Genomic DNA, 22,430 nt, shown 5'->3' on the forward strand with positions numbered 1-22,430 from the left:
CAAACTCAGCGGCCAAGGCCATGATGAGTTACACCACTTCCAGGGACACGATCCTTATCTAGCTTGAGGAGATGATTTTCCATCGACTCAAGCTTGCGTCTTGGAGCTTGGAAACCGCTTCGGTATGGCCATAGATATAGTCAGAAATGCTTTTTATTTCCTTCGCGGGAAGTGCTTCACCAACGCCTTCATTCAGTTTTTTTGCTATCTGGTTCAGGTTTCTCCCAATGGCGCGAAGCTGTCCTGTGGACTCCCACAGGGCTTTTGTAGCCTGCATCGTGAATTGAGGGTGGTTGGTCAAGCTGGCGCGAACGCAATTGATTACCCAGCGTTGAGGGGAGCATCCCTCGGCTTCTGAACGCTCTACGATCTCATGATACTCAGTCGGTGTGAGTCGAACCTCAAGCCGCTGTTTCGGACCTTCGTCAGGTTCTCCTGCGATTTGTCCGGATATCCAATCCTGAACGTCAGGGGCCATTTCGTCTTGAATGACGTAGCGCATTAGCGCTCGGATCATGCCGTGCTGGGAGCTGCCTTTTTTCTCGCAGTGTGTTTCCCATTCTGATTTCAGGTCGGCCGGTATACGTACACGGTACACGGCACTATCCCTTGTGGCTCCGATACTAGCTTTGCGCGGCATGTGAATCCCTCTTCGAAATCAGCGACTGATCATGCAGGTAGTGAACCACAATTTACCGGCGAACGCCTATCCTGCACTAGATCTCCATGGGCCTCAGTACTTGTTCATGAACAAGAGAACTGCTGCTACGGGAGTGCTTTGTCATACGCTAACCCGACGATTTGCCTATCCTGCATTAGGTCTCCATGCGCTTGGATCGTCGTTCTGTTGATTTGATTTGCGGCTCTAATCGTCGGTGATCACTGAGGTCGTACAATGTTTCTAGTCAATAACTTCAAAGCGTTTATGTGTTCTTGTTTGTTTTCACGACTCATTGTTGATCGTCTTTCGTTGCTGTGCGTGATGAGGGTTGGGTCGGTTATTGATTTCGACTTGCTCGGCCTCGCGAGAGGGCAAAAGCTGCCCTTCAAATAGTTTTTCTTCAATCCATAAAACCACCGCTGTGGTGTTGTCGTAATTTTTCCAGATCTGAGTGCCTCCGAAAGCTCATCAAGGAGTATTTGATGGTCATACCTTGGAATGTCCTCCAAGAGCTGAACGATCCATGCGCGATCTCCTTTCTTTAGTTGCTTAGGAAGGCGTAGCGTATGCGTCCGGGCATCACACCTTGCGTGATTAAACCGGCTGCCACTTATGCGGAAGCAACTGCTCAATTTCGCTCGCCCGCTGCGTCGGCAGCCGCGTGAGAACATCCTTTATATAGGCGTACGGATCATGGCCATTCAGCCGCGCTGACTGGATCAAACTCATGATCGCCGCAGCCCGTTTTCCGCTGCGTAGCGACCCGGCGAAGAGCCAGTTTTTGCGCCCCAGAGCCCATGGTCGGATCTGGTTTTCCGCCCAATTATTATCAATGGGAACCGCCCCGTCATCGAGGTAGCGCGACAGCGCTGCCCAGCGTTTGAGGCTGTAATCGAGTGCTCTGCTGATAGCCGACCCTTCGGGTACAACATCACGCTGCGCGATCATCCAGGCATGCAACCTATCCATCACCGGTTCGGCTTTTTCTTGCCGTATTCGGCGCCGCAAATCCGGCTCTAGGTTACGCACTTCGCTCTCGACTTCGTACAACAGCTGGATGTAGTGCAGGGCCTGCTCGGCGATCTGGCTCTTGTTGGTTGCGTGCAACTCAAAGAACTTGCGCCGGGCATGGGCCATGCAGCCGATCTCGGTCACGCCCAGTTCAAAGCTGGCCTTGTAACCGCCAAAATCATCGCAGACCAACTTGCCTTTCCAGCCTTGAAGGAAGTTACGAGCATGCTCGCCAGCGCGGCTCGGGCTGAAGTCGTAGACGACAGCGGCTGTCTCGCAGAACTGGCTGGTGGCGTACGCCCAAACATAAGATCGGTGAGTTTTTTTCGAGCCTGGAGCAAGCATTTGCACGGGTGTTTCATCCGCGTGCATGACCTGTTGCCCGATCACTACGTCCCGCAAGGCATCGACCAGGAGCTGCAACTGCACGCCTGTCATACCAACCCACTGAGCCAACGTGGAGCGTGGAATCGCCAAGCCGGCACGACCAAAAATCGATTCCTGACGGTAAAGCGGAAGATGGTCAGCGAACTTCGCAATCATGACGTGAGCAAGTAACCCGGCCGTCGGGATGCCTTTGTCGATGACCTGCGCCGGCACCGGCGCCTGGATCAGCGTTTCGCAGTCATCGCATACCCACTTGCCACGAACATGGCGCTCAACGGTAAACACGCCCGGCGTGTAGTCCAGCTTTTCACTGACATCTTCACCGATACGCTTGAGTGCGCAACCGCACAGGCAGTGGGTGTTGTCCGGTTCGTGATGGATCAACGTGCGAGGGAATTCTGCCGGCAATGCCCTGCGCTTGGGCTTTTGCTTTTCCCCGGTCGCCGCAGGTGCTATTTGCAACGCCTGAAGCTCGGCCTCAATCGCCGCGATATCAGTATCGATCAGGTCATCAAGCAGGCTGGCCTGATCAGGACTCATCTGCTCACTACGCTTGGCAAACTTCAAACGCTTGAGCTGTGCGATCTCGTGGGTCAGCTTCTCGATCACCGTTTGATCGCGGTTGATCTTCCTGCCCATGGTCTCGACTTGCGACAGCAACTGCGCAGCGAATGCACGCAGTTGGTCGAGAGTCATTTGATCGAGATTAGGCGAGGAAGTCATGCCGTGGATTTTACCAAAGCAGACCGTATGCGACAGCAAGCCGAGACCTCAATTACAGTTTTTAAAGCAGCGTGATTGCACCGCCAGCGCCAACACGTTGCCAAGGTAGGCCGAGTACCAAGGCCTGAAGTTGTTCGGTATCCAACTGCATTTCGCTGCCTTGTCGAATGCCTGGCCAGTGAAACTTGCCTTGGTTCAAGCGGCGTGCCGCCAGCCAGACGCCAACCCCATCGTGTACCAGCACCTTGACCCGAGTCGCGCGGCGATTGGCAAACAGATAGGCGCAGTCCGGCTTCGCCGCACCGAACACCGCGATCACTCTGGCCAGCGCCGTTTCAGTTCCGGCGCGCATGTCCATGGGCTCGGTGGCAAGCCAGATGGCGTCGATGCGGATCATCGCAAAAGGTCTCGAAGGAATGCGGCACAGGCAGCAGCATTATCGGTTGGCCAGTTCACTTTGACGGTGCCGCGCGGGTGCAGAATCTTAATGCTGATATTCGCTGAAGATCCGTGGACTGTTTCGTGTATAGGCAACGGGATGAATGCAGGTTGGAGCGCCGTGCTTTTCTGCGCTTGCACCCGAATCCATTTGTGGACGAGGTTCGCGTTGAGGCTATGGCTGAGGGCAACGCTGGCAATCGAAGCGCCGGGTTGAACACACTCTTGAATGACCCGGGCTTTGAAGGATTTGGAATACGAACGGCGTGTCGGCTGCATGAAATACCCGCTTAAAAGGCTAGGACTGGTGTCCACTTAAATTTAAGTGCACACCATGTCCTGGCTTCGTGGGGTCGGGTAGATGACTTGGCCGGACGCATACTCTTGATGTTGTCCAATTTACCGACCAAATCTTCGGCTCTCAAATGTGTATACCTTTTGAGCATCTGCATCGACTTATGACCACTGATGGCAGAAACCTCTTGATCCGATAACCCACCTTCGACAAGCCGACTTACTGCTTCATGGCGCAGGTCATGAAACCTGAAGTCAGGTAGGTCGAGCTTCTTCTTGAGCTGTCCCCAAATCTTGGTGAAGGTATACGGCCGACGCTTCCCATCCTTTCCAGGCTCACCAAAAAACACCAGATCGCAGTCGATTGGTCGCACCGGATTATCCATCGCAGCTTTGAATACTTCGGTGGCACGCTTGCTGAGAGGCACGGTGCGCGAGCCGTCGTTTTTTGTGTCTGAGAGACGTATGACGCGCTTTGCCAAATCCACTTGAGGGCGGCGTAGGGATGAGATCTCTGACGAGCGCATACCCGTTTCCAGAGCGATGCACACAATCCAGCCCAACATAGGGTTGCTGTGTCGATTCACCGCCGCGAGCAGAAGGCGTTCTTCCTCCGGAGACAATCTTCGGTCACGACCATCCCCAGGGCTTGGCTTTCGGATGTTCAGCACTGGGTTGAACGTAAGACCCAAACCCCATTCCTGAATCGCTACCGTGTACAGGTGGCTCAACAGCGCAAGTTCGAGGCGCACGGTGTTGTTGCTGATGGTCCCCTCACGGCTCGGTTCGTTCAGGCGCTTGTCGCGATAGCCGGCGATGATTTCAGCGGAGAGGGCAGCCATGGAGTATTTGCCCAAGTGCTCGATCAGCTTCTTGGCTTTCGAGGTTTCGCCACGTTGAGTGCTGGGCTTCTTTGTAGGGGTTATGTCGCTCAGATAGCGCTTGAGTGCAGCCTCTAGCGTCATTTTCTCGGAGCCGCTGCGCCGGATGTACACGCCACGCACCATTTCTTCTTCGGTACGCCTCGACCAGTCCTCCGCATCACGTTTTGTGCGAAAGGTTTTGGCGACAGTGGGCCAGCCATTTTTACGAATGAGCGCCTTCCATGTGCCGGAAGGGGTTTTGACGAGAGTAGCCATGAGAGGGGTCTCCTAGGCGGCTGGCGAACCAGCACTGTACCTAAATTGTACCCTTGGACCATAGGACTGAATCTGTGGTGGACCAGCCAGAAACGCGAAAGCCGCGCAATGCGCGGCTTTGGAGTTGGTGGGCCCACACGGACTCGAACCGTGGACCAAAGGATTATGAGTCCTCTGCTCTAACCAACTGAGCTATAGGCCCTCAGTAGGCCGCGGATTATAGCGATGGATTCCTCGCTGTGCTATCCGAAAAATCTGAAACCCGCATGCGAAGGAATGTCTCGGCGAATAACTCGGCGGGCAGGGGCAGGCTGACGATGTAGCCTTGCATCTGTTCACAGCCTTCGGCGGCGAGGAAGGCTTGTTGGGCGGTTGTCTCCACGCCCTCGGCGATGATGGTGAATTGCATGCTGTGGCCCAAGGCGATGATGGCGCGCACGATGGCGGCGTCGTGGGGGTCGTCGGGCAGGCCGCGGACGAAGGATTGGTCGATTTTCAGGAAGTCCAGGGGCAGGCGCTTCAGGTAGCTGAGGGACGAATAGCCGGTGCCGAAGTCGTCGATGGCCAGTTGTACGCCCAGGTGTTTGAGCTGATGCAGCACTTCCAGGGCTTCTTCGGCCTGGCTCATGATGAAGTTTTCGGTGATCTCCAGTTGCAGGCAGCCGGGTTCGAGTTCGTAGTCGCGCAGCAGCTGTTCGATGCGGGCCAGTAGGTTGGGGTGGCGCAGTTGTGCGCCGGCCAGGTTGACCGAGAGCGGGCCGAAGTCATGGAAGTGGGTTTGCCAGGCCTGCAGTTGCTGGCAGGCCTGTTCCAGGACCCAGTCACCGATTTGCAGGATCATGCCGTTTTCTTCGGCCAGGGCGATGAAGTGTTCGGGCGGGACGTCGCCAAAGGTGGGGTGGTGCCAGCGGATCAGGGCTTCGGCGCCGATCAGTTCGTGGGTGTCCAGGCTGCGCTTGGCCTGGTAGTAGAGGGACAATTCATTGCGCTCCAGGGCGCGGCGCAGTTCGTGTTCCAGGGCCACGCGTTCGTTGGCTTCGGCGGTGAGGTCCTGGGTGTAGCTTTCGACCCGGTTGCGGCCCTTGGCCTTGGAGCGGTACATGGCGGCGTCGGCGTTTTTGACCAGCGTGGCGACGTCGGTGCCGTCCTGTGGGTAAAAGCTTGTGCCGATGCTGGCGGTCATGAAGAACTCGTGTTCGCCGGCCTGGAAGGGCGGCGCGAAGCAGGCCAGCAGTTTATTGGCCAGGGTTTCGGCGTCGCTGGCTTGTTGCAGGCCGGGTAGCAAGATGATGAATTCGTCGCCGCCCAGGCGGGCGACGGTGTCGATGTCACGCAGTTGTTCCTTGAGGCGTACGGCGATGTCCTTGAGCAGCAGGTCGCCAATCGGGTGGCCGAGGCTGTCGTTGATGTGTTTGAAGCGGTCGAGGTCGAGAAACAGCACGGCGCCCTGGCTGCCGGTCTCTTGTTGATTGTTGAGCGAGGCCTGCAGGCGGCTTTCAAACAGGGTGCGGTTGGGCAGGCCGGTCAGAGGGTCGTGGTGGGCCTGGTAGTCGAGGCGTGCCTGGGCGTGCTTGAGGCTGGAGATGTCGGCAAATACGGCAACGAAATGCGTGATCGATTGCTCGCGATTGCGCACGGCGCTGATGGTGAGCCAGCTGGGGTACAACTCGCCGTTCTTGCGTCGGTTGCAAATCTCGCCCTGCCAGTGGCCATGGGTGGTCAGTTGGTGCCACATGGCCGCGTAGAAAGCGCTGTCGTGCTGGCCGGAAGCAAGCAGGCGCGGGGTCTGGCCGAGGGCTTCGGTTTCGCTGTAGCCGGTGATTTCGGTGAACGCACGATTGACCGCACTGATGTGTTGCCGGATGTCAGTGATCAACACGCCTTCGGCCGTGCTTTCAAATACCGTTGCGGCTTGTTGCAGTTTTTCCTGCATCAGCTGGCGCTCGGTGATGTCACGGGCGATGGTCAGCATGCAGTCGTCTTCGCCGATGGGCAGCGGGCGGCTGGACACTTCGCACAGGCGAATCTGGCCGTCGCTGCGGCGGATGTGGCAGATAAAGTCCCGCACCAGCCCGTCGCGCTGCATCAGCTCGAGCATGTGCTTGCGCTCGTTGAGGTCGACCCAGATACCCAAGTCCAGCGCGGACTGGTCGAGCGACATGGCACTGTTAAAGCCGGTCAGCCGGCTGAAGCCTTCATTGACCTCCATCAGCAGCCCGTCCCGCTGGCGGCTGAGCAACAGGCCATCAGGGGAGGCGTGAAAGGCTTTGGCGAATTTCTCTTCGGAGGTCTGCAACAGCTGCTGGGTTTCCTTCAACTGCGTGATGTCGCGCACCACAACCACCAGGGCTTCGGTGGTGTCGAGTTGAAACGGCTCGGCGGAAATCAGCCCGGTAAAGGCCTGGCCGTTGCTGCGCAGGAACGGCATTTCCAGGTTGCGCACGCTGGTGGTCTGTATCCGTTGCAACAACCTCGGGCCTACGCCCTGGATGCCCCATATGTTCAACTCGGACGCGGTCTTGCCGATGACGTCGTCGGCGCTCAGGCCTATTTGATCCTCAAAGGCCTTGTTGACCTCCAGCAGGCAGCCGTCGGACAGGCGGGCGATAACCAGAATGTCCGGGCATTGCTGGAACACCGAGGCAAATTTTTGCTCCGAGAGTTGCAGGGCCTCTTCGGTGCGCTTGGCCTCGCTGATATCGATCATCAGGCCGCGCAGAACGGGCTCATGGCCGTGTTCAATCAGGCTGACGATGTCGCGTACCCACAGGCACCGACCGTCGGCGGTGATGACGCGGTAGTCCAGGCTATGGTCGCGGTTGGCGCGGGTTTCGCGGTAGCAGTAGGCTTCGGCGCGGGTCAGGTCGGCGGGGTGGATGATGTTGCGCCAGAAGCCCGGGATCAGCCAGTGGGCGCGCGGGTAGCCCAGCAGTTCTTCGGCATGCGGCGACACGTAGCTGTAGGTGAAATCGCTGACGTTGGCTTCCCAGGCAATGGCGGACAGGCTCTCCACCAGGCCACGGTAATGGTATTCGCTGCTGCGCAGTTCCTGTTCGAGGGCGACCCTGCGGGAAATTTCCGAACTGAGCCTGCGATTGATCCGAATAACAATGGCTAACACGGTGCTCAACAGCAGCACCGCAGGCAGGCCGTACAGCAGCAAGTCGGTCCAGATTGTGCGGTGATCGATGACGTTGCCGACCCAGCGCTGCTGGATGGCCTCGGTTTCGGTGGGGCTCAGGTCGGCCAGGACTTTGTCGATGATGCTCACCAGCATCTTGTTGTCTCGGGGGACGCCCATGGCCAACTGGTAGCGGTAGGGCGTTTCGCCGCTGACGTAAAGGCCGTCGAGCTTGAGCTGGCGCAAGCTCCACACGCTGGAGGCGAGGTCGCCGACCACTGCGTCTACTTCGTCGGTGGCCAGGGCCTGCAGGGTCGAGCTCACGTTGGGCAGGGCGACGAGGTTGAGATCCGGGTGGTGGGTACGCAGCAGTTCGTGGGGGGCGTAGTTTTCCACTACCGCCACTTTGAGCCCGTACAAGTCTTTGAGCGTGCGGGGTTGGGCACCGCCTTCGTGGGCGAGGATCACTATCGGGAAGTCGAGGTAGGGCCGGGTAAACGCCAAAAAACTCTGGCGCTCGGGGGTGGACATGATGCCGGGCAACAGGTCGATCTGGTTGTGCCTGGCCTGGTCCAGCACCGCGTTCCAGTTTGCCGGCTCTATGAGGGTGATCCTCACGCCCAGGCGATCCTGCATCAGGCGCACGTAATCGGCGGCCAGGCCCTGGTAGTGGCCTTTTTCGTCACGGTATTCAAAGGGCGGCCACGAGGCGTCGACGCCCAGGCGCAGTTCTGGGTGGTCCGCCAACCAGCCACGCTCTTCAGGGGTGAGAGTCAACGCGCCAGCCGTTGCGGTCCAGGTTATGAGCGACAGCAGCCACACGGTCGACAATCTGGGCATAACGGTCTCGTTATGGCACGGGGAATGTTTCGAGTGTAGACGGCAATGCGGGGGAGGAAAGGCGGGGGATTCAAACGGTAGAAAGCAAAACCCCCGGCTGGGCCGGGGGTTTTGTGGTCACTCGTCGAGGAAGGAGCGCAGGTGCTCGCTTCTCGTCGGGTGGCGCAGCTTGCGCAACGCCTTGGCTTCGATCTGGCGGATCCGCTCACGGGTCACATCGAACTGTTTGCCGACTTCCTCAAGGGTGTGGTCGGTATTCATGTCGATGCCGAAACGCATACGCAGTACCTTGGCTTCACGGGCAGTGAGGCCGGACAGTACGTCGCGAGTCGCTTCCTTGAGGCTCTCAACAGTGGCGACATCGATAGGCGACTGCATGGTCGAGTCTTCGATGAAGTCGCCCAGGTGGGAGTCTTCGTCATCACCGATCGGGGTTTCCATGGAGATCGGCTCTTTGGCGATCTTCAATACCTTGCGGATCTTGTCCTCAGGCATTTCCATGCGTTCACCCAGCTCTTCCGGGGTCGGTTCACGACCCATTTCCTGCAGCATCTGCCGGGAAATACGGTTGAGCTTGTTGATGGTCTCGATCATGTGCACCGGAATACGGATGGTGCGGGCCTGGTCGGCGATCGAGCGAGTGATCGCTTGACGGATCCACCAGGTGGCATAGGTCGAGAACTTGTAGCCGCGACGGTATTCGAACTTGTCCACCGCCTTCATCAAGCCGATGTTGCCTTCCTGGATCAGGTCGAGGAATTGCAGGCCACGGTTGGTGTATTTCTTGGCGATGGAGATCACCAGACGCAAGTTGGCTTCCACCATCTCTTTCTTCGCGCGGCGGGCCTTGGCCTCACCGATCGACATGCGACGGTTGATGTCCTTGATCTCGGCAATCGTCAGACCGGTTTCGGTTTCGAGCGCGGTCAGCTTTTGCTGGCAGCGAACGATGTCCGGTTGCAGGCGGGCAATGGCTTCAGCGTATTTGCTTTTGCCTTTGGCCAGCGCGTCGGTCCAGCTTTCGTCAACTTCGTTGCCCGGGAACTGGCGCAGGAAGTCGGCACGTGGCATACGGGCATCACGCACGCACAGCTGCATGATGGCGCGTTCTTGAGCACGCAGACGCTCAAGGGCGCTGCGAACGCGCTCGACCAGGCCTTCGAATTGCTTGGGTACCAGCTTGATCGGCATGAACAGCTCGGCCAGCGCCAACAGCTCGGCGATGGCCGCCTTGTTGTTGCGACCGTGCTTTTTCAGGGCCTTGCGGGTGATTTCCATTTGATCGGAAACCGCACCAAAACGCTGGGCAGCCACGATAGGGTCCGGGCCGCTTTCGGCCTCTTCCTCGTCATCGCCGCTGGATTCGCCGTCTTCGTCGTCGGAATCGTCGTCCGCTTTCGCGGTTTTTGTGTCGATCGGCGGCGGAACTTCAGCCGCCGGCGGGGCAATGCCGTCGTCCGGGTCGATATAACCGCTCAGGACGTCGGACAGGCGACCGCCTTCGGAGGTGACGCGGGTGTACTCGGAGAGAATGTGGTCAACGGTGCCGGGGAAGTGCGCGATGGCGCTCATCACCTCACGGATGCCCTCTTCGATACGCTTGGCGATTTCGATTTCGCCTTCACGTGTCAGCAGCTCGACCGTGCCCATTTCGCGCATGTACATGCGCACGGGGTCGGTGGTGCGGCCGATATCGGTTTCTACCGCTGCCAGCGCTGCAGCGGCTTCTTCAGCGGCTGCCTCGTCGGTATCGGCGTCGGCCAACATAAGGGCGTCCGCATCCGGAGCACTCTCGTGTACGGGGATCCCCATGTCGTTAATCATGCGGATGATGTCTTCCACCTGCTCTGGATCTGAAATATCCTCAGGCAGGTGGTCGTTGACCTCTGCGTAAGTCAGATACTTCTGCTCACGACCAAGGGTGATCAACTCTTTGATACGAGACTGCTGTTGCGCTTTTCCGGACATAACACCCTATCCACTGAAGGTCTTGGCGGGCAAAAAACAAGCCGAGGATTATACCCGAGCTATGACCTCACACGCCAGCTGAGGTCGGGTTTGATGTGCAAACGTTCTGTTTTAAGAGGTCGCGCATCTGCTTTGCTATCTGAATCTGCTCTTCAGCCGACAAGCCCGGCTGCCTTGCTTTTTTGATGAGGTCGTCAAGGGTCTGTGTGTGCTGACCCGCGGATAACCTAGTAATGGTGTCTAAAAACTGTTGTTCAAGGTTATCTCCGTCAATTAGCCACTCCTTTTCCGCGAGTGCTTTGAGAAGACGCCCCTGTTCGGTGCCATGCCACCTGGCCATGAGCTGAATGGAGTTTAGCTTAGGATTTTTCTGCACGGCCTCGATCAGGGCAATCAGCACCTGAGCGTAGGTGTTGCTCTCGTTGGCAAAGTGATCGGCACTCTCGACCTTGCCCGCCAGTTGCGGGTAGTGAATGAGCGTGCGCAACGCAATCAGCGTGGGCGCCTCCACCGCGACGGGGGTGCGGGGTGCATAGGGCTCGTCGCGATCACCGCGCTTGCCGTTTTTGTTCCAGGGTTTCTTATCCCATTTCTTGCCGCCAGCGCCAGATTTCTTCGGGGCCCACTCTTGCTGTTGGGGGGCGTAGGCGTCCTGCGGTTGGTGAAAGTCCGAGTAGTCCGGCATGGCATCGTAGTCGATGCCCGGGTCGTACGCCGGTTGCGCGTGCTGAGGTGCGCTGTGTGCCAGCTGGCTGACCGCTTCGCCGCTCAGGCCGGTGATTTCCAGCAGGCGCTGGCGCATCAGGGCCTTGAGGTTGGCGCCGGGGATCCTGTCGATCAGCGGCGCGGCGAGCGTGGCCATGTGCGCCTTGCCTTCAAGCGAGCGCGGGTCGGCTTCTTCGGTCAACTGCTGGAAGAAATAATCGGCCAGCGGCTGCGTGTGCTGATGAATGCGGGCGCGGAAGGCGTCAGTGCCTTCGGAGCGCACCAGGGTGTCCGGGTCCTCGCCTTCGGGCAAAAACAGGAAGCGGGCGCGGCGCCCGTCCTGCAGGCTCGACAGCGTGGACTCAAGCGCGCGCCAGGCGGCGTTGCGGCCTGCCTGGTCGCCGTCAAAGCAGAACAATACGCTGGGCACCACGCGAAACAGGCGTTTCAAGTGCTCTTCGCTGGTGGCGGTGCCCAGGGTGGCCACGGCGTTGCGCAGGCCTTGCTGGGCCAGGGCGATCACGTCCATGTAGCCCTCGACCACGATGATCTCGTCGAGGTTGCGGTTGTGCTTGCGGGCCTCAAACAGCCCGTAGAGTTCCTGGCCCTTGTGAAACACCGGGGTTTCCGGCGAGTTCAGGTATTTGGGTTTGTCGTCCCCCAAAACCCGGCCACCAAAGGCAATGATGCGGCCGCGGCTGTCGCGGATCGGGAACATGACCCGGTCGCGGAAGCGATCGTAGCGTTTGCCGGTTTCGGCATTTTCCACCAGCAGGCCGGCGTCGATCATGGCCTTTTGCTGGAGTGTGTCGCTGCTCAGGTGTTTGTAGAGGTTGTCCCAGCCTGGCGGGGCAAAGCCCAGGCCGAAGTCGCGGGCAATCTCGCCGGTCAGGCCGCGACCTTTGAGGTATTCGACGGCCGCGCGGCGCTGCGGATGGCCCTTGAGGGCTTGGCGATAAAACTCGGCGGCGGCGGTGAGCAGCGGGTACAGCGGCGAGTCGGTGGGCTGGCGCGGTTTGTGCGAGCGGCCGCTGTCTTCGCGGGGCACTTCCATGCCGCAGGCTTTTGCCAGTTCCTCGACAGCCTGGGGGAAGTCCAGGTTGTCGTGGTCCATGATGAAGCCAAGGGCGTTGCCGCCCGCGCCGCAACCAAAGCAGTAATAGAACTGCTTGTCGGGGCTGACGCTGAATGACGGGGTCTTTTCCTTGTGAAACGGGCAGCAGGCGGTGTAGTTCTTGCCGGCTTTTTTCATTTGCACGCGCGAACTGACAACATCGACGATGTCGGTGCGGTTCAGAAGGTCGTCAATAAAGCTCTGGGGAATTAGCCCGGCCATGGCGTTCTCGTCATCACTGCGTGTCAATGAGGCCCGTGAAGTTCAGGCGCGCCTGTGGGGCGGCTCGATCATCAATCGTCTGCTTGGGCTGTCAGGGAGTGTATCTGCCGAGCATCCACTGACGTTAGTACCAATCAGTCTTCGGCGGGGTGAACAGGTTGCCTGCAAGTCCGGTGTCGACCCAAGGTGGTCGCGGAAGCCTGTCGTGGGCGCAGTCGACCGGGTTGATCGCCTGTTTACAAAATAAGTGTGCTCGTCAGTAGCCTTGTAAGGCTCGTCAGAAGAGACGTGCACCGCTGGCAAAAGAGCCAGGTCTGACGTGGTGAAGCAGTTCGTCGCGGTCGCATGGGCGGCGTTGACGTGAAGCATCAAGCGATATCCGCAAATGCCAACAGCCCGGCTGAGGGCCGGGCTTGGCAGAAGCTTGCTACGAACGTCTGTGTATTAGTACAGACGAACGGCGCGGCGCTGCTCGCGCTGAACTTTCTTGGCGTGACGCTTAACAGCTGCTGCTGCTTTGCGCTTACGCTCGGAAGTCGGCTTCTCGTAAAATTCGCGGCTACGAACTTCAGCCAGAACACCGGCTTTTTCGCAGGAGCGCTTGAAACGACGCAGAGCTACGTCGAAGGGTTCGTTCTCTTTAACTTTGACGGCTGGCATCCAGAGCTACCTTCATTCATTACCGGGATCAACGTTCTCGTCGCAAAAAATTCGCGGCTGAGGTCGTCGGTTTTTAAGGGTTGCGGATGTTAACCCCTCATTGGCAGGAATGCAAAGCCTCTGATCGAAAACCGCTAGTCGGAAGGGAGAGCGACGACTATTATGCGCGCCTTCGAATTCAGCCTCTACAAGGCGCAAACCCATGTTAGTACTGGGATTAGAAACCTCCTGCGACGAAACCGGCGTCGCACTTTACGACAGTGAGCGCGGGCTGCTGGGCGATGCGCTGTTCAGCCAGATCGACCTGCACCGCGCCTACGGCGGCGTGGTGCCGGAGCTGGCCAGCCGCGATCACGTCAAGCGCATGCTGCCGTTGATCCGCCAGGTGCTGGACCAGTCCGGCTGCGTGCCGACCGAGATCGACGCCATTGCCTACACCGCGGGCCCGGGGCTGGTCGGTGCGCTGCTGGTGGGCGCCTCGTGCGCGCAGGCGCTGGCCTTTGCCTGGGACATTCCCGCGCTGGGCGTGCACCACATGGAAGGCCATTTACTGGCACCTATGCTGGAAGCAAACCCGCCTCAGTTTCCGTTCGTCGCTTTGTTGGTGTCGGGTGGGCATACGCAACTGGTTCAGGTCGACGGCATCGGTCAGTACACGTTGCTGGGCGAGAGCCTGGACGACGCGGCGGGCGAAGCGTTCGACAAGACCGCAAAAATGATGGGGCTCAATTACCCCGGAGGCCCGGAAATCGCGCGGCTGGCCAACAGCGGCGTTGAAGGGCGTTTTACCTTCCCGCGTCCGATGTGTGACCGGCCTGGCTTGATGTTCAGCTTCAGCGGCCTGAAAACCGCCGCCCTGACGACCTGGCAACAGTGCGTCAGTGCCGCAGACGACAGCGAGCAAGCCCGTTGCGACATCGCTCTGGCGTTCCAGCAGGCCGTGGTGGAGACTTTGACCATCAAGTGCAAGCGCGCCCTGAAACAGGCCGGTATGAAGCGCCTAGTGATCGCAGGTGGCGTGAGTGCGAACAAAGCATTGCGTCTGTCGCTGGAAAAAATGCTCGGCGATATGCAGGGCGAAGTGTTCTACGCCCGCCCCGAATTCTGCACCGACAACGGCGCCATGATCGCCTACGCCGGTTGCCAGCGGCTCAAGGCCGGGCAGCAGGAAAGCCTGGCGATCAGCGTGCAGGCGCGCTGGCCGATGGAGCAGTTGTCGGCGTTGTAATCAACGCGTGTGAGCCGGGTGCGTCCGGGGTATTTAAAAATGCCGTTCGCGCCCGGCAAACAGGTCGCGTAAATTGCCCCGGTGGCGCCAGACGATCAGCAGCGTCAATACGCTCATCGGCACCAGCGCCGCCGGTTCTTGCCAGGCCAGTAATGGCAGGGTCAGCGGTGTGGCGATCAACGCGGCCAGTGAGCTGGTGCGGGTCAGGTAGAACGTCAGCAGCCACGCCAGTATGGCCAACAGCGCGGCTGGCGGATAAATGCCCAGCAACATGCCCGCGGCCGTGGCAACGCCTTTGCCGCCGCGAAAGCGAAAGTACAGCGGGAACAAATGGCCGAGCACGGCGCAGACGCCAATCCAGGCCTGCTGTTGCAGCGAAAGGCCGCAGGCCGTGGCGATGAGTACGGGCAGCAGGCCCTTGCACACGTCGCCGAACAGCGTAAGCACGGCGAGTTTTTTGCCCGCCAGGCGCAACATATTGGTGGCCCCGGCATTGCCCGAGCCACTCATTCGCGGGTCGGGGTTTCCCGTCAGGCGGCTGAGCAAAATGGCGAAGGACAGAGAGCCGAGCAGGTAGGCGAAAATCGCCAGTAACCAAAACATGCTAACTATTCCGGGCGAGGGTGCCCTGATTCTAACGGCGCATTGCGCCCTTGTCGTGCAGCGGAGAAGAGTGCTTGGACAGAGTGTTTATCGAAGGCCTTGAAGTTGACACCGTAATCGGGGCCTACGACTGGGAGCGGGGCATCCGGCAATGCCTGCGCCTGGACCTGAGTTTCGCCTGGGACAACCGCCCGGCCGCCGCCGGTGACGACCTGACCCTGGCGCTGGACTACGCCAGTGTGTCCACGCGCATCCAGGCCTTTGCCGAGCAGGCGCAGTTCCAATTGGTGGAAACGTTCGCCGAGCGCCTGGCCGAGGTGCTGATGAGCGAGTTCCAGATTCCCTGGCTGCACCTCAAACTGACCAAGCCCGGCGCCGTTGCGGCGGCCAAAGGCGTGGGCGTGGAGATCGAGCGCGGATGTCGCTAACGCGGATTTACCTGGGCCTGGGCAGCAATATCGAGCGCGAGGTCCATCTGTGCGCGGGCCTGGATGCCCTGTCGGGCTTCCTGACGGACATGCGCTGCTCGCCGGTCTTCGAGAGCCAGCCGGTGGGCATCAAAAGTGGCCCGTTCTTCAACCTGGTGGTGTCGGCGTCTACCGACTTGCCGTTGCTGGAGCTGGACCGTCGACTGAAATTCATCGAAGCCGACAATGGCCGCTATGCCCCAAACCGCAAGGGCTTGCCGCTGGATATCGACGTGTTGCTGTATGGCGATCTGGTGGGCAATTTTGACGGGCTGATCCTGCCGCGTGCCGAGATCCTGAAGAACGCCTTTGTGCTGTGGCCACTGTCGTTGATGGCGCCCGAGCGGGTACACCCACAAGCCGGCAAGACGTTTGCGGCGCTGTGGCGCGATACACCGATCGATCAGGTCTTGGCGCCTGTGGCTTTCCAGTGGCGGGCGCAGCCGCTGACGCCCGCCGAGCTGCTGTAACCCGCCTGCCTACGAGGCGCGTTGCGCCTTGTAGGCTTTCAGTGCATTGAGGCGTTCGCGTTTAAGCGCTTCTCCCAGCGCGGGGCCTTTAAAGCCTTTTTCCAGCAGCGGGGCAACCGCCACCTCACGGGCCGTTTGCGCCGCGCCGCGTAAATAATCCGCCTGTGGATAACTTCGCTGCTCCAGGCCTTTGCGGCCTCGGGCGTCCATTTCGCAGGCGACGATAAATTCTTCAAAGCGCTGCGGGCGACGGTACGCGTCGAAACTTTGCAGCAACTCCAGCAATGTCGAGGCTTTGAGCTCTAGCGCCCGGTGGCCGTGGGTGTGATATTCGCCCACCAGCAACGCCAGCTCCTGGCAGTCCCGCGGCACTTTGAAGCGTTCGTTGACGGCTTTGATCAGCTTCAGGCCGCGATGTTCATGGGCAATGTGCTGCGGCAACTTATCCACAGGCGTGACGCCCTTGCCCAGGTCGTGCAGCAGGCAAGCCCAGCGTACGGTCAAGGGCTGGCGGTGGAGGGCAGCCTGTTCCAGCACGCTCAGGGTGTGCACGCCGGTGTCGATTTCGGGGTGGTGGGCAGGCGGTTGCGGCACCCCGAATAGGGCGTCCACTTCCGGTATCAGGGTCTTGAGTGCGCCACAATCGCGCAGCGTCTGGATAAAGACCTGTGGCTGATCTTCCATCAAGGCGCGGGAAATTTCTTTCCAACTGCGCTCAGGCGTCAAGGCTTCCAGCTCGCCGGATTCGCTCAGTTCGCGCATCAGTGCCTGGGTTTGCGGCGCGACGGTAAATCCCATCCCCGCATAGCGGGCCGCAAAACGGGCCACGCGCAGCACTCGCAGCGGATCTTCGGCGAACGCGGGGGAAACGTGCCGCAATAGGCGTGCTTCAAGGTCGCGCCTGCCGTGATAGGGGTCGGTAATGTTTCCGTCGTCGTCTTCGGCCATCGCGTTGATGGTCAGGTCGCGGCGGATCAGGTCTTCTTCCAGTGTCACCTCGGGGCTGGCGTGAAACACAAAGCCGCCATAACCCCGGCCGCTCTTGCGCTCGGTGCGGGCCAAGGCGTATTCGTCGCCGTTTTTCGGGTCCAGGAACACGGGGAAATCCGCGCCGACCGGCTTGAAGCCCTTGGCGAGCATTTGCTCGGTGGTGGCGCCGACCACGACGCGGTCGATATCGGTGACGGGAATGCCCAGCAGGCGATCACGTACCGCCCCGCCGACTTTGTAGATGTGCATGAAAAAGCCTCCGTTAGCGGTACAGGATAACGCCTGCGACCCGCCAATGGAGGCTTCGTCGTGTCACAGGTGGACGACGGCCAGGTCCAGGCGACCGTAATCGCCGTCACCGTGCTCGGTGCGCGGCGGCACATGGTGGGTTTTCATCACCTGGTCGCCTTGCAGGGTTTCGAGGTGGATGTCGAACCCCCACAGCCGATGCAGGTGCTTGAGGACCTCGTCGGTGGACTCTCCCAAGGGTTTGCGGTTGTGCTGTTGGTGGCGCAGGGTCAGCGAGCGGTCGCCGCGCACGTCGATGCTGTAGATCTGCACATTGGGTTCGCGATTGCCCAGGTTGTACTGGGCGGCCAGGGTTTCGCGGATGGTGCGGTAGCCATCTTCGTCATGGATGGCGGGCACCAGCAAGTCGTCCTTGAGGTCGTCGTCCATGATGCTGAACAGCTTCAAGTCGCGAATCACCTGGGGGGACAGGTACTGCAGGATGAAGCTTTCGTCCTTGAAGCTGCTCATGGCGAACTTGATGGTTGACAGCCAGTCGCTTCCGGCAATGTCGGGGAACCAGCGGCGGTCTTCGTCGGTCGGGTTTTCGCACATGCGCCGGATGTCGCGGTACATGGCAAAACCCAGCGCATACGGGTTGATGCCGCTGTAGTAGGGGCTGTCGAAGCCCGGCTGGAAAACCACACTGGTGTGTGAGGTGAGGAACTCCATCATGAAGCCATCCGTCACCAGGCCCTCGTCATACAGGTCGTTCATCAGGGTGTAGTGCCAGAACGTGGCCCAGCCTTCGTTCATCACCTGGGTCTGGCGCTGTGGGTAAAAGTACTGCGCGATCTTGCGCACGATGCGCACGATTTCGCGCTGCCACGGCTCCAGCAGCGGTGCATGTTTCTCGATGAAGTACAGGATGTTTTCCTGCGGCTCTGCCGGAAAGCGCGCGTTGTCTTTATCGCTGTTTTTACCCGCGCGCTTGGGAATGGTGCGCCACAAGTCGTTGATCTGTTTCTGCAGGTGCTCTTCGCGATCCTTCTGGCGCAGCCGTTCCTCCTCGGCGGAGATGGGGTAGGGGCGCTTGTAACGGTCCACGCCGTAGTTCATCAGCGCATGGCAGGAGTCGAGCAGGTCCTCCACCGCGTCGATGCCGTGGCGTTCCTCGCATTGCATGATGTACTGCTTGGCGAACACCAGGTAATCAATGATCGAACTGGCGTCGGTCCAGGTGCGAAACAGGTAGTTGCCCTTGAAGAAACTGTTGTGCCCGTAGCAGGCGTGGGCCACCACCAGTGCCTGCATGCAGATGGTGTTTTCTTCCATCAGGTAGGCGATGCACGGGTCGGAGTTGATCACGATCTCGTACGCCAGGCCCATCTGGCCACGACTGTAGGACTTTTCGGTGCTGAGGAAGTGTTTGCCGTAGGACCAGTGGTGATAGCCCAGCGGCATGCCCACCGAGGCGTAGGCGTCCATCATTTGCTCGGCGGTGATCACTTCGATCTGGTTGGGGTAGGTGTCCAGGGCATAACCGGCCGCGATACGGCTGATTTCCCGGTCATAGGCCTGGATCAGTTCAAAGGTCCATTCGGACCCTGTGGAGAGGGGTTGGCGCTTATGCGCTTTGGCAGTCATGACACTAACCTGCGCTGGAAGAGTTCACGGAAGACCGGGTAGATATCACCGGCCGAAACCAGTTGTTGCTGGGCGAAGGTGTCGGCGAACGCTTCGCTGATGCGCTCGTATTCAAACCACAGGGCCTGGTGCTCGCGGGGGGTGATTTCCACGTAGGTGTAGTACTGGACGAACGGCATGATCTGGTTGATCAGGATGTCGCGGCAGATGGGCGAGTCGTCGTTCCAGTTGTCGCCATCGGAAGCCTGCGCTGCGTAGATGTTCCATTCATTGGCTGGGTAGCGGGCGGCCATGATCTCCTGCATCAGCTTCAGGGCGCTGGACACGATGGTGCCGCCGGTTTCCCGCGAGTAGAAAAACTCTTCCTCGTCGACTTCCCGGGCGCTGGTGTGATGGCGGATGAACACCACGTCGATCTTGTCGTAGTTCCGCTTCAAAAACAGGTACAGCAAGATAAAGAAGCGCTTGGCGATGTCCTTGGTCGCCTGGGTCATGGAGCCGGACACGTCCATCAGGCAGAACATCACCGCCTTGGAGCTGGGCTTGGGGTGCTTGACCAGCAGGTTGTACTTGAGATCGAACGTGTCCAGGAATGGCACGCGATGAATCCGTGCGCTGAGCTTTTCTATTTCTGCTTCGATTTCCTGGATATCGCCGAAGTTGTCCGGTTCTTCGCGCTTCAATCGCGCCAGTTCTTCCTTGGCGATCTTCAGTTTGGCGCGGCTGCTGCCCGTCAGGGCGATCCGCCTTGCATGGGCTGAGCGCAGGGTGCGGATGATGTTGATCCGCGACGGGTTGCCCTCGTTGCTGATCCCGGCCCGCACCGTCTTGAAGGTTTCGATGCCGGTGAGGTTGCGTTTGACCAGGTTGGGCAGTTCCAGGTCCTCGAACATGAACTCCAGGAATTCCTCCTGGGTGATCTGGAACACGAACTCGTCCATGCCCTCGCCGGAATTGCCGGCCTTGCCAGGGCCTTTACCGCCCGCGCCGCCTTGGGGGCGCTGGATATGTTCGCCGCTGGTGAACTCCTTGTTGCCCGGGTGCACGACCGTTTGCTTGCCGCCACGACCGTGGTGCAGCACCGGCTCGTCGATGTCCCGGCCGGGAATGCTGATCTGCTCGCCATGCTCCATGTCGGTGATGGAGCGGCGGCTGACGGCTTCTTCGACGGCCTTTTTAATATGGTCACGGTAACGCCGCAGGAAACGCTGGCGGTTTACCGTGCTCTTGTTCTTGCCATTGAGGCGTCGATCAATCACATAGCTCATGGGGGCCCCTCCGGGGAGCTTCAAGACGTAAGCCTCACGCTGCAAGTGAGAGCCTGCGCGGCTCTTCCTTGCAGCGTGGAGCTAGAAGCTTGCAGCTGCTGCTCTTATTGCGATTTGCGCACCCGCAAGTACCACTCGGAGAGCAGTCGTACCTGTTTGTCGGTGTAGCCGCGCTCCACCATGCGTGTGACGAAGTCGTTGTGTTTTTGCTGATCCTCCTTGCTGGCCTTGGCATTGAAGCTGATGACCGGCAGCAGATCCTCGGTGTTGGAGAACATTTTCTTCTCGATGACCACCCGCAGCTTCTCGTAGCTGAGCCAGGTGGGGTTCTTGCCGTTGTTGTTGGCGCGGGCGCGCAGCACGAAGTTGACGATTTCGTTGCGGAAATCTTTCGGGTTGCTGATGCCGGCTGGTTTTTCGATCTTTTCCAGCTCCTCGTTCAGGGCCACGCGGTTGAGGATTTCGCCGGTTTCCGGGTCGCGGTATTCCTGGTCCTGGATCCAGAAGTCTGCATACAGCACGTAACGGTCGAAGATGTTCTGACCGTATTCGCTGTAGGACTCCAGGTACGCGGTCTGGATTTCCTTGCCGATGAACTCGATGTAGCGCGGCGCCAGGTATTCCTTGAGAAAGCGCAGGTAGCGCTCGCGGGTTTCGGCCTGGAACTGTTCCTGTTCGATCTGTTGCTCCAGCACGTAGAGCAGGTGCACCGGGTTGGCGGCGATTTCGTGCGGGTCGAAGTTGAAGACCTTGGACAGGATCTTGAACGCAAAGCGAGTCGACAGGCCGTTCATGCCCTCGTCTACACCGGCGGCGTCGCGGTATTCCTGGATCGACTTGGCCTTGGGGTCGGTGTCCTTGAGGTTTTCGCCGTCGTACACCCGCATTTTGGAGTAGATGTTGGAGTTTTCCGGCTCCTTGAGACGCGACAGCACGGTGAACTGGGCGAGCATTTTCAGGGTGTCGGGGGCGCAATGCGCCTTGGACAGCGAACTGTTGAACAGCAGCTTGTCGTAGATCTTCACCTCATCGCTTACCCGCAGGCAGTACGGCACTTTGACGATGTAGATCCGGTCGATGAACGCTTCGTTGTTCTTGTTGTTGCGGAAGGTGTGCCACTCCGATTCGTTGGAGTGGGCCAGCAAGATGCCGGTAAACGGAATCGCGCCCAGGCCTTCGGTGCTGTTGTAGTTGCCTTCCTGGGTGGCGGTGAGCAGGGGGTGCAGCACCTTGATCGGCGCCTTGAACATCTCCACGAACTCCATCAGCCCCTGGTTACCCCGGCACAGTGCACCGGAATAGCTGTAGGCGTCGGCATCGTTCTGCGGGAATTCTTCCAGCTTGCGGATATCGACCTTGCCCACCAGCGCCGAGATGTCCTGGTTGTTCTCATCGCCAGGTTCGGTCTTGGCCACGGCGATCTGATTGAGGATCGACGGGTAGAGTTTCACAACGCGGAACTGGCTGATATCCCCGCCGAACTCGGCCAGGCGCTTGGTGGCCCATGGCGACATGATGGTGTTGAGGTAACGGCGCGGGATGCCGAAGTCTTCTTCAAGGATCGCGCCATCTTCCGTGGCGTTGAACAGCCCCAACGGCGACTCGAAGACCGGCGACCCCTTGATGGCGTAGAAGGGCACCTTTTCGATCAGTTGTTTGAGCTTTTCGGCCAGGGACGACTTGCCGCCGCCTACGGGGCCGAGCAGGTAGAGGATCTGTTTCTTCTCTTCCAGGCCTTGGGCGGCGTGGCGGAAGTAGGAGACGATCTGGTCGATGCATTCTTCCATGCCATGGAAGTCTTCAAAGGCCGGATAGCGGCGAATCACCTTGTTGGAAAAGATCCGCGACAACCGTGAGTTGTTGGACGTGTCCACCAGCTCAGGCTCGCCGATCGCCAGCAGCAGGCGCTCGGCAGCAGACGCATAGGCGCTGCGGTCCTTTTTGCACAGCTCGAGGTACTCCTGGAGTGTGAGCTCTTCCTGGCGTGTGGACTCGAAGCGTTGTTGGAAGTGGCTAAAAATACTCATGACGTCGTCACCTCGCTCGATACGTGGAGCCGACGCCGGATCAATCAGTCGATGCTGGCAGCTATTGGTGGACACCAACGGCCGTTTTCCCCCCAGAACACCCTGAAACGCTACCGATGACCCGCACGCCGGTGTACCGGCTCTCCCCTGTTTTGGATGGCCTGCGCTTAAGGATAGTTCGGAATCGGGGAGGTCAAGGCGGGATGCGTAATTAGTTTG

At 59.3% G+C, this 22,430-nt stretch carries 16 protein-coding genes, 1 tRNA gene and 1 pseudogene; 3 read left to right on the top strand and 15 right to left on the bottom strand.

Features of this window, described 5'->3' with window-relative positions:
* Window positions 1-58: 58 nt before the first annotated feature.
* The 10 genes and pseudogenes from ACW9H9_RS21045 to rpsU form a co-directional block, all read right to left on the bottom strand.
* Window positions 59-598 (bottom strand): plasmid mobilization protein, encoded by a 540-nt coding sequence (locus ACW9H9_RS21045; protein WP_457345070.1) that lies wholly within the window; start codon window positions 596-598, stop codon window positions 59-61.
* 657 nt (window positions 599-1,255) lie between these two features.
* Window positions 1,256-2,782, bottom strand: coding sequence for an IS66 family transposase (gene tnpC, locus ACW9H9_RS21050; RefSeq protein WP_457345114.1), 1,527 nt, complete (start codon window positions 2,780-2,782; stop codon window positions 1,256-1,258).
* A 61-nt stretch (window positions 2,783-2,843) separates the two neighbouring features.
* Window positions 2,844-3,179 (bottom strand): IS66 family insertion sequence element accessory protein TnpB, encoded by a 336-nt coding sequence (tnpB, locus tag ACW9H9_RS21055; RefSeq protein WP_457345071.1) that lies wholly within the window; start codon window positions 3,177-3,179, stop codon window positions 2,844-2,846.
* Window positions 3,176-3,499, bottom strand: a complete 324-nt coding sequence (gene tnpA / locus ACW9H9_RS21060; RefSeq protein ID WP_457345072.1) for an IS66-like element accessory protein TnpA — start codon at window positions 3,497-3,499, stop codon at window positions 3,176-3,178. The genes tnpB and tnpA overlap by 4 nt, the downstream gene beginning before the upstream one ends.
* Before the next feature lie 107 nt (window positions 3,500-3,606).
* Window positions 3,607-4,653 (bottom strand): annotated as a pseudogene (locus ACW9H9_RS21065) (site-specific integrase); the annotation flags it as partial.
* Window positions 4,654-4,778: 125 nt separating this feature from the next.
* Window positions 4,779-4,855 (bottom strand) — tRNA-Ile (locus ACW9H9_RS21070).
* A 15-nt stretch (window positions 4,856-4,870) separates the two neighbouring features.
* Window positions 4,871-8,614 (bottom strand): EAL domain-containing protein, encoded by a 3,744-nt coding sequence (locus ACW9H9_RS21075; RefSeq protein ID WP_457345073.1) that lies wholly within the window; start codon window positions 8,612-8,614, stop codon window positions 4,871-4,873.
* A gap of 117 nt (window positions 8,615-8,731) precedes the next feature.
* Window positions 8,732-10,582: an RNA polymerase sigma factor RpoD gene (gene rpoD, locus ACW9H9_RS21080; protein ID WP_457345074.1), complete on the bottom strand. Its 1,851-nt coding sequence runs from the start codon at window positions 10,580-10,582 to the stop codon at window positions 8,732-8,734.
* Between the two features lie 67 nt (window positions 10,583-10,649).
* Window positions 10,650-12,623 carry a DNA primase gene (gene dnaG / locus ACW9H9_RS21085; protein ID WP_457345075.1) on the bottom strand — a complete coding sequence of 658 codons (1,974 nt, stop codon included), beginning with the start codon at window positions 12,621-12,623 and terminating at the stop codon, window positions 10,650-10,652.
* A gap of 444 nt (window positions 12,624-13,067) precedes the next feature.
* Window positions 13,068-13,283 carry a 30S ribosomal protein S21 gene (gene rpsU / locus ACW9H9_RS21090; protein WP_002551877.1) on the bottom strand — a complete coding sequence of 72 codons (216 nt, stop codon included), beginning with the start codon at window positions 13,281-13,283 and terminating at the stop codon, window positions 13,068-13,070.
* A gap of 202 nt (window positions 13,284-13,485) precedes the next feature.
* Between rpsU and tsaD the strand changes: the two genes are divergently transcribed.
* Entirely contained in the window at window positions 13,486-14,511 is a 1,026-nt protein-coding gene (gene tsaD / locus ACW9H9_RS21095; RefSeq protein WP_457345076.1) for a tRNA (adenosine(37)-N6)-threonylcarbamoyltransferase complex transferase subunit TsaD, read from the top strand.
* 33 nt (window positions 14,512-14,544) lie between these two features.
* Here the strand turns inward: tsaD and plsY are convergent, their stop codons facing one another.
* Window positions 14,545-15,114 (bottom strand): glycerol-3-phosphate 1-O-acyltransferase PlsY, encoded by a 570-nt coding sequence (gene plsY / locus ACW9H9_RS21100; protein WP_457345077.1) that lies wholly within the window; start codon window positions 15,112-15,114, stop codon window positions 14,545-14,547.
* A gap of 74 nt (window positions 15,115-15,188) precedes the next feature.
* Here plsY and folB point away from each other — a divergent pair, with 74 nt between their 5' ends.
* Both folB and folK read left to right on the top strand, forming a co-directional pair.
* Entirely contained in the window at window positions 15,189-15,542 is a 354-nt protein-coding gene (folB, locus tag ACW9H9_RS21105) for a dihydroneopterin aldolase (protein WP_457345078.1), read from the top strand.
* Window positions 15,533-16,051 carry a 2-amino-4-hydroxy-6-hydroxymethyldihydropteridine diphosphokinase gene (gene folK, locus ACW9H9_RS21110; protein WP_457345079.1) on the top strand — a complete coding sequence of 173 codons (519 nt, stop codon included), beginning with the start codon at window positions 15,533-15,535 and terminating at the stop codon, window positions 16,049-16,051. Before folB ends, folK begins: the two co-directional genes overlap by 10 nt.
* Before the next feature lie 9 nt (window positions 16,052-16,060).
* Here the strand turns inward: folK and ACW9H9_RS21115 are convergent, their stop codons facing one another.
* From ACW9H9_RS21115 to ACW9H9_RS21130, 4 genes are all read right to left on the bottom strand, one after another.
* Window positions 16,061-17,290 carry a multifunctional CCA addition/repair protein gene (locus ACW9H9_RS21115; RefSeq protein ID WP_457345080.1) on the bottom strand — a complete coding sequence of 410 codons (1,230 nt, stop codon included), beginning with the start codon at window positions 17,288-17,290 and terminating at the stop codon, window positions 16,061-16,063.
* Between the two features lie 63 nt (window positions 17,291-17,353).
* The gene (locus tag ACW9H9_RS21120) at window positions 17,354-18,916 is read right to left on the bottom strand and encodes a SpoVR family protein (RefSeq protein ID WP_457345081.1); all 1,563 of its coding nucleotides are present in this window, start codon (window positions 18,914-18,916) and stop codon (window positions 17,354-17,356) included.
* Complete coding sequence (locus ACW9H9_RS21125; protein WP_457345082.1) at window positions 18,913-20,184, bottom strand: YeaH/YhbH family protein; 1,272 nt, start codon at window positions 20,182-20,184, stop codon at window positions 18,913-18,915. Before ACW9H9_RS21125 ends, ACW9H9_RS21120 begins: the two co-directional genes overlap by 4 nt.
* A 104-nt stretch (window positions 20,185-20,288) precedes the next feature.
* Window positions 20,289-22,211, bottom strand: a complete 1,923-nt coding sequence (locus ACW9H9_RS21130; RefSeq protein ID WP_457345083.1) for a PrkA family serine protein kinase — start codon at window positions 22,209-22,211, stop codon at window positions 20,289-20,291.
* Window positions 22,212-22,430: the final 219 nt, after the last annotated feature.

Source organism: Pseudomonas sp. SDO5215_S409 (assembly GCF_054071325.1).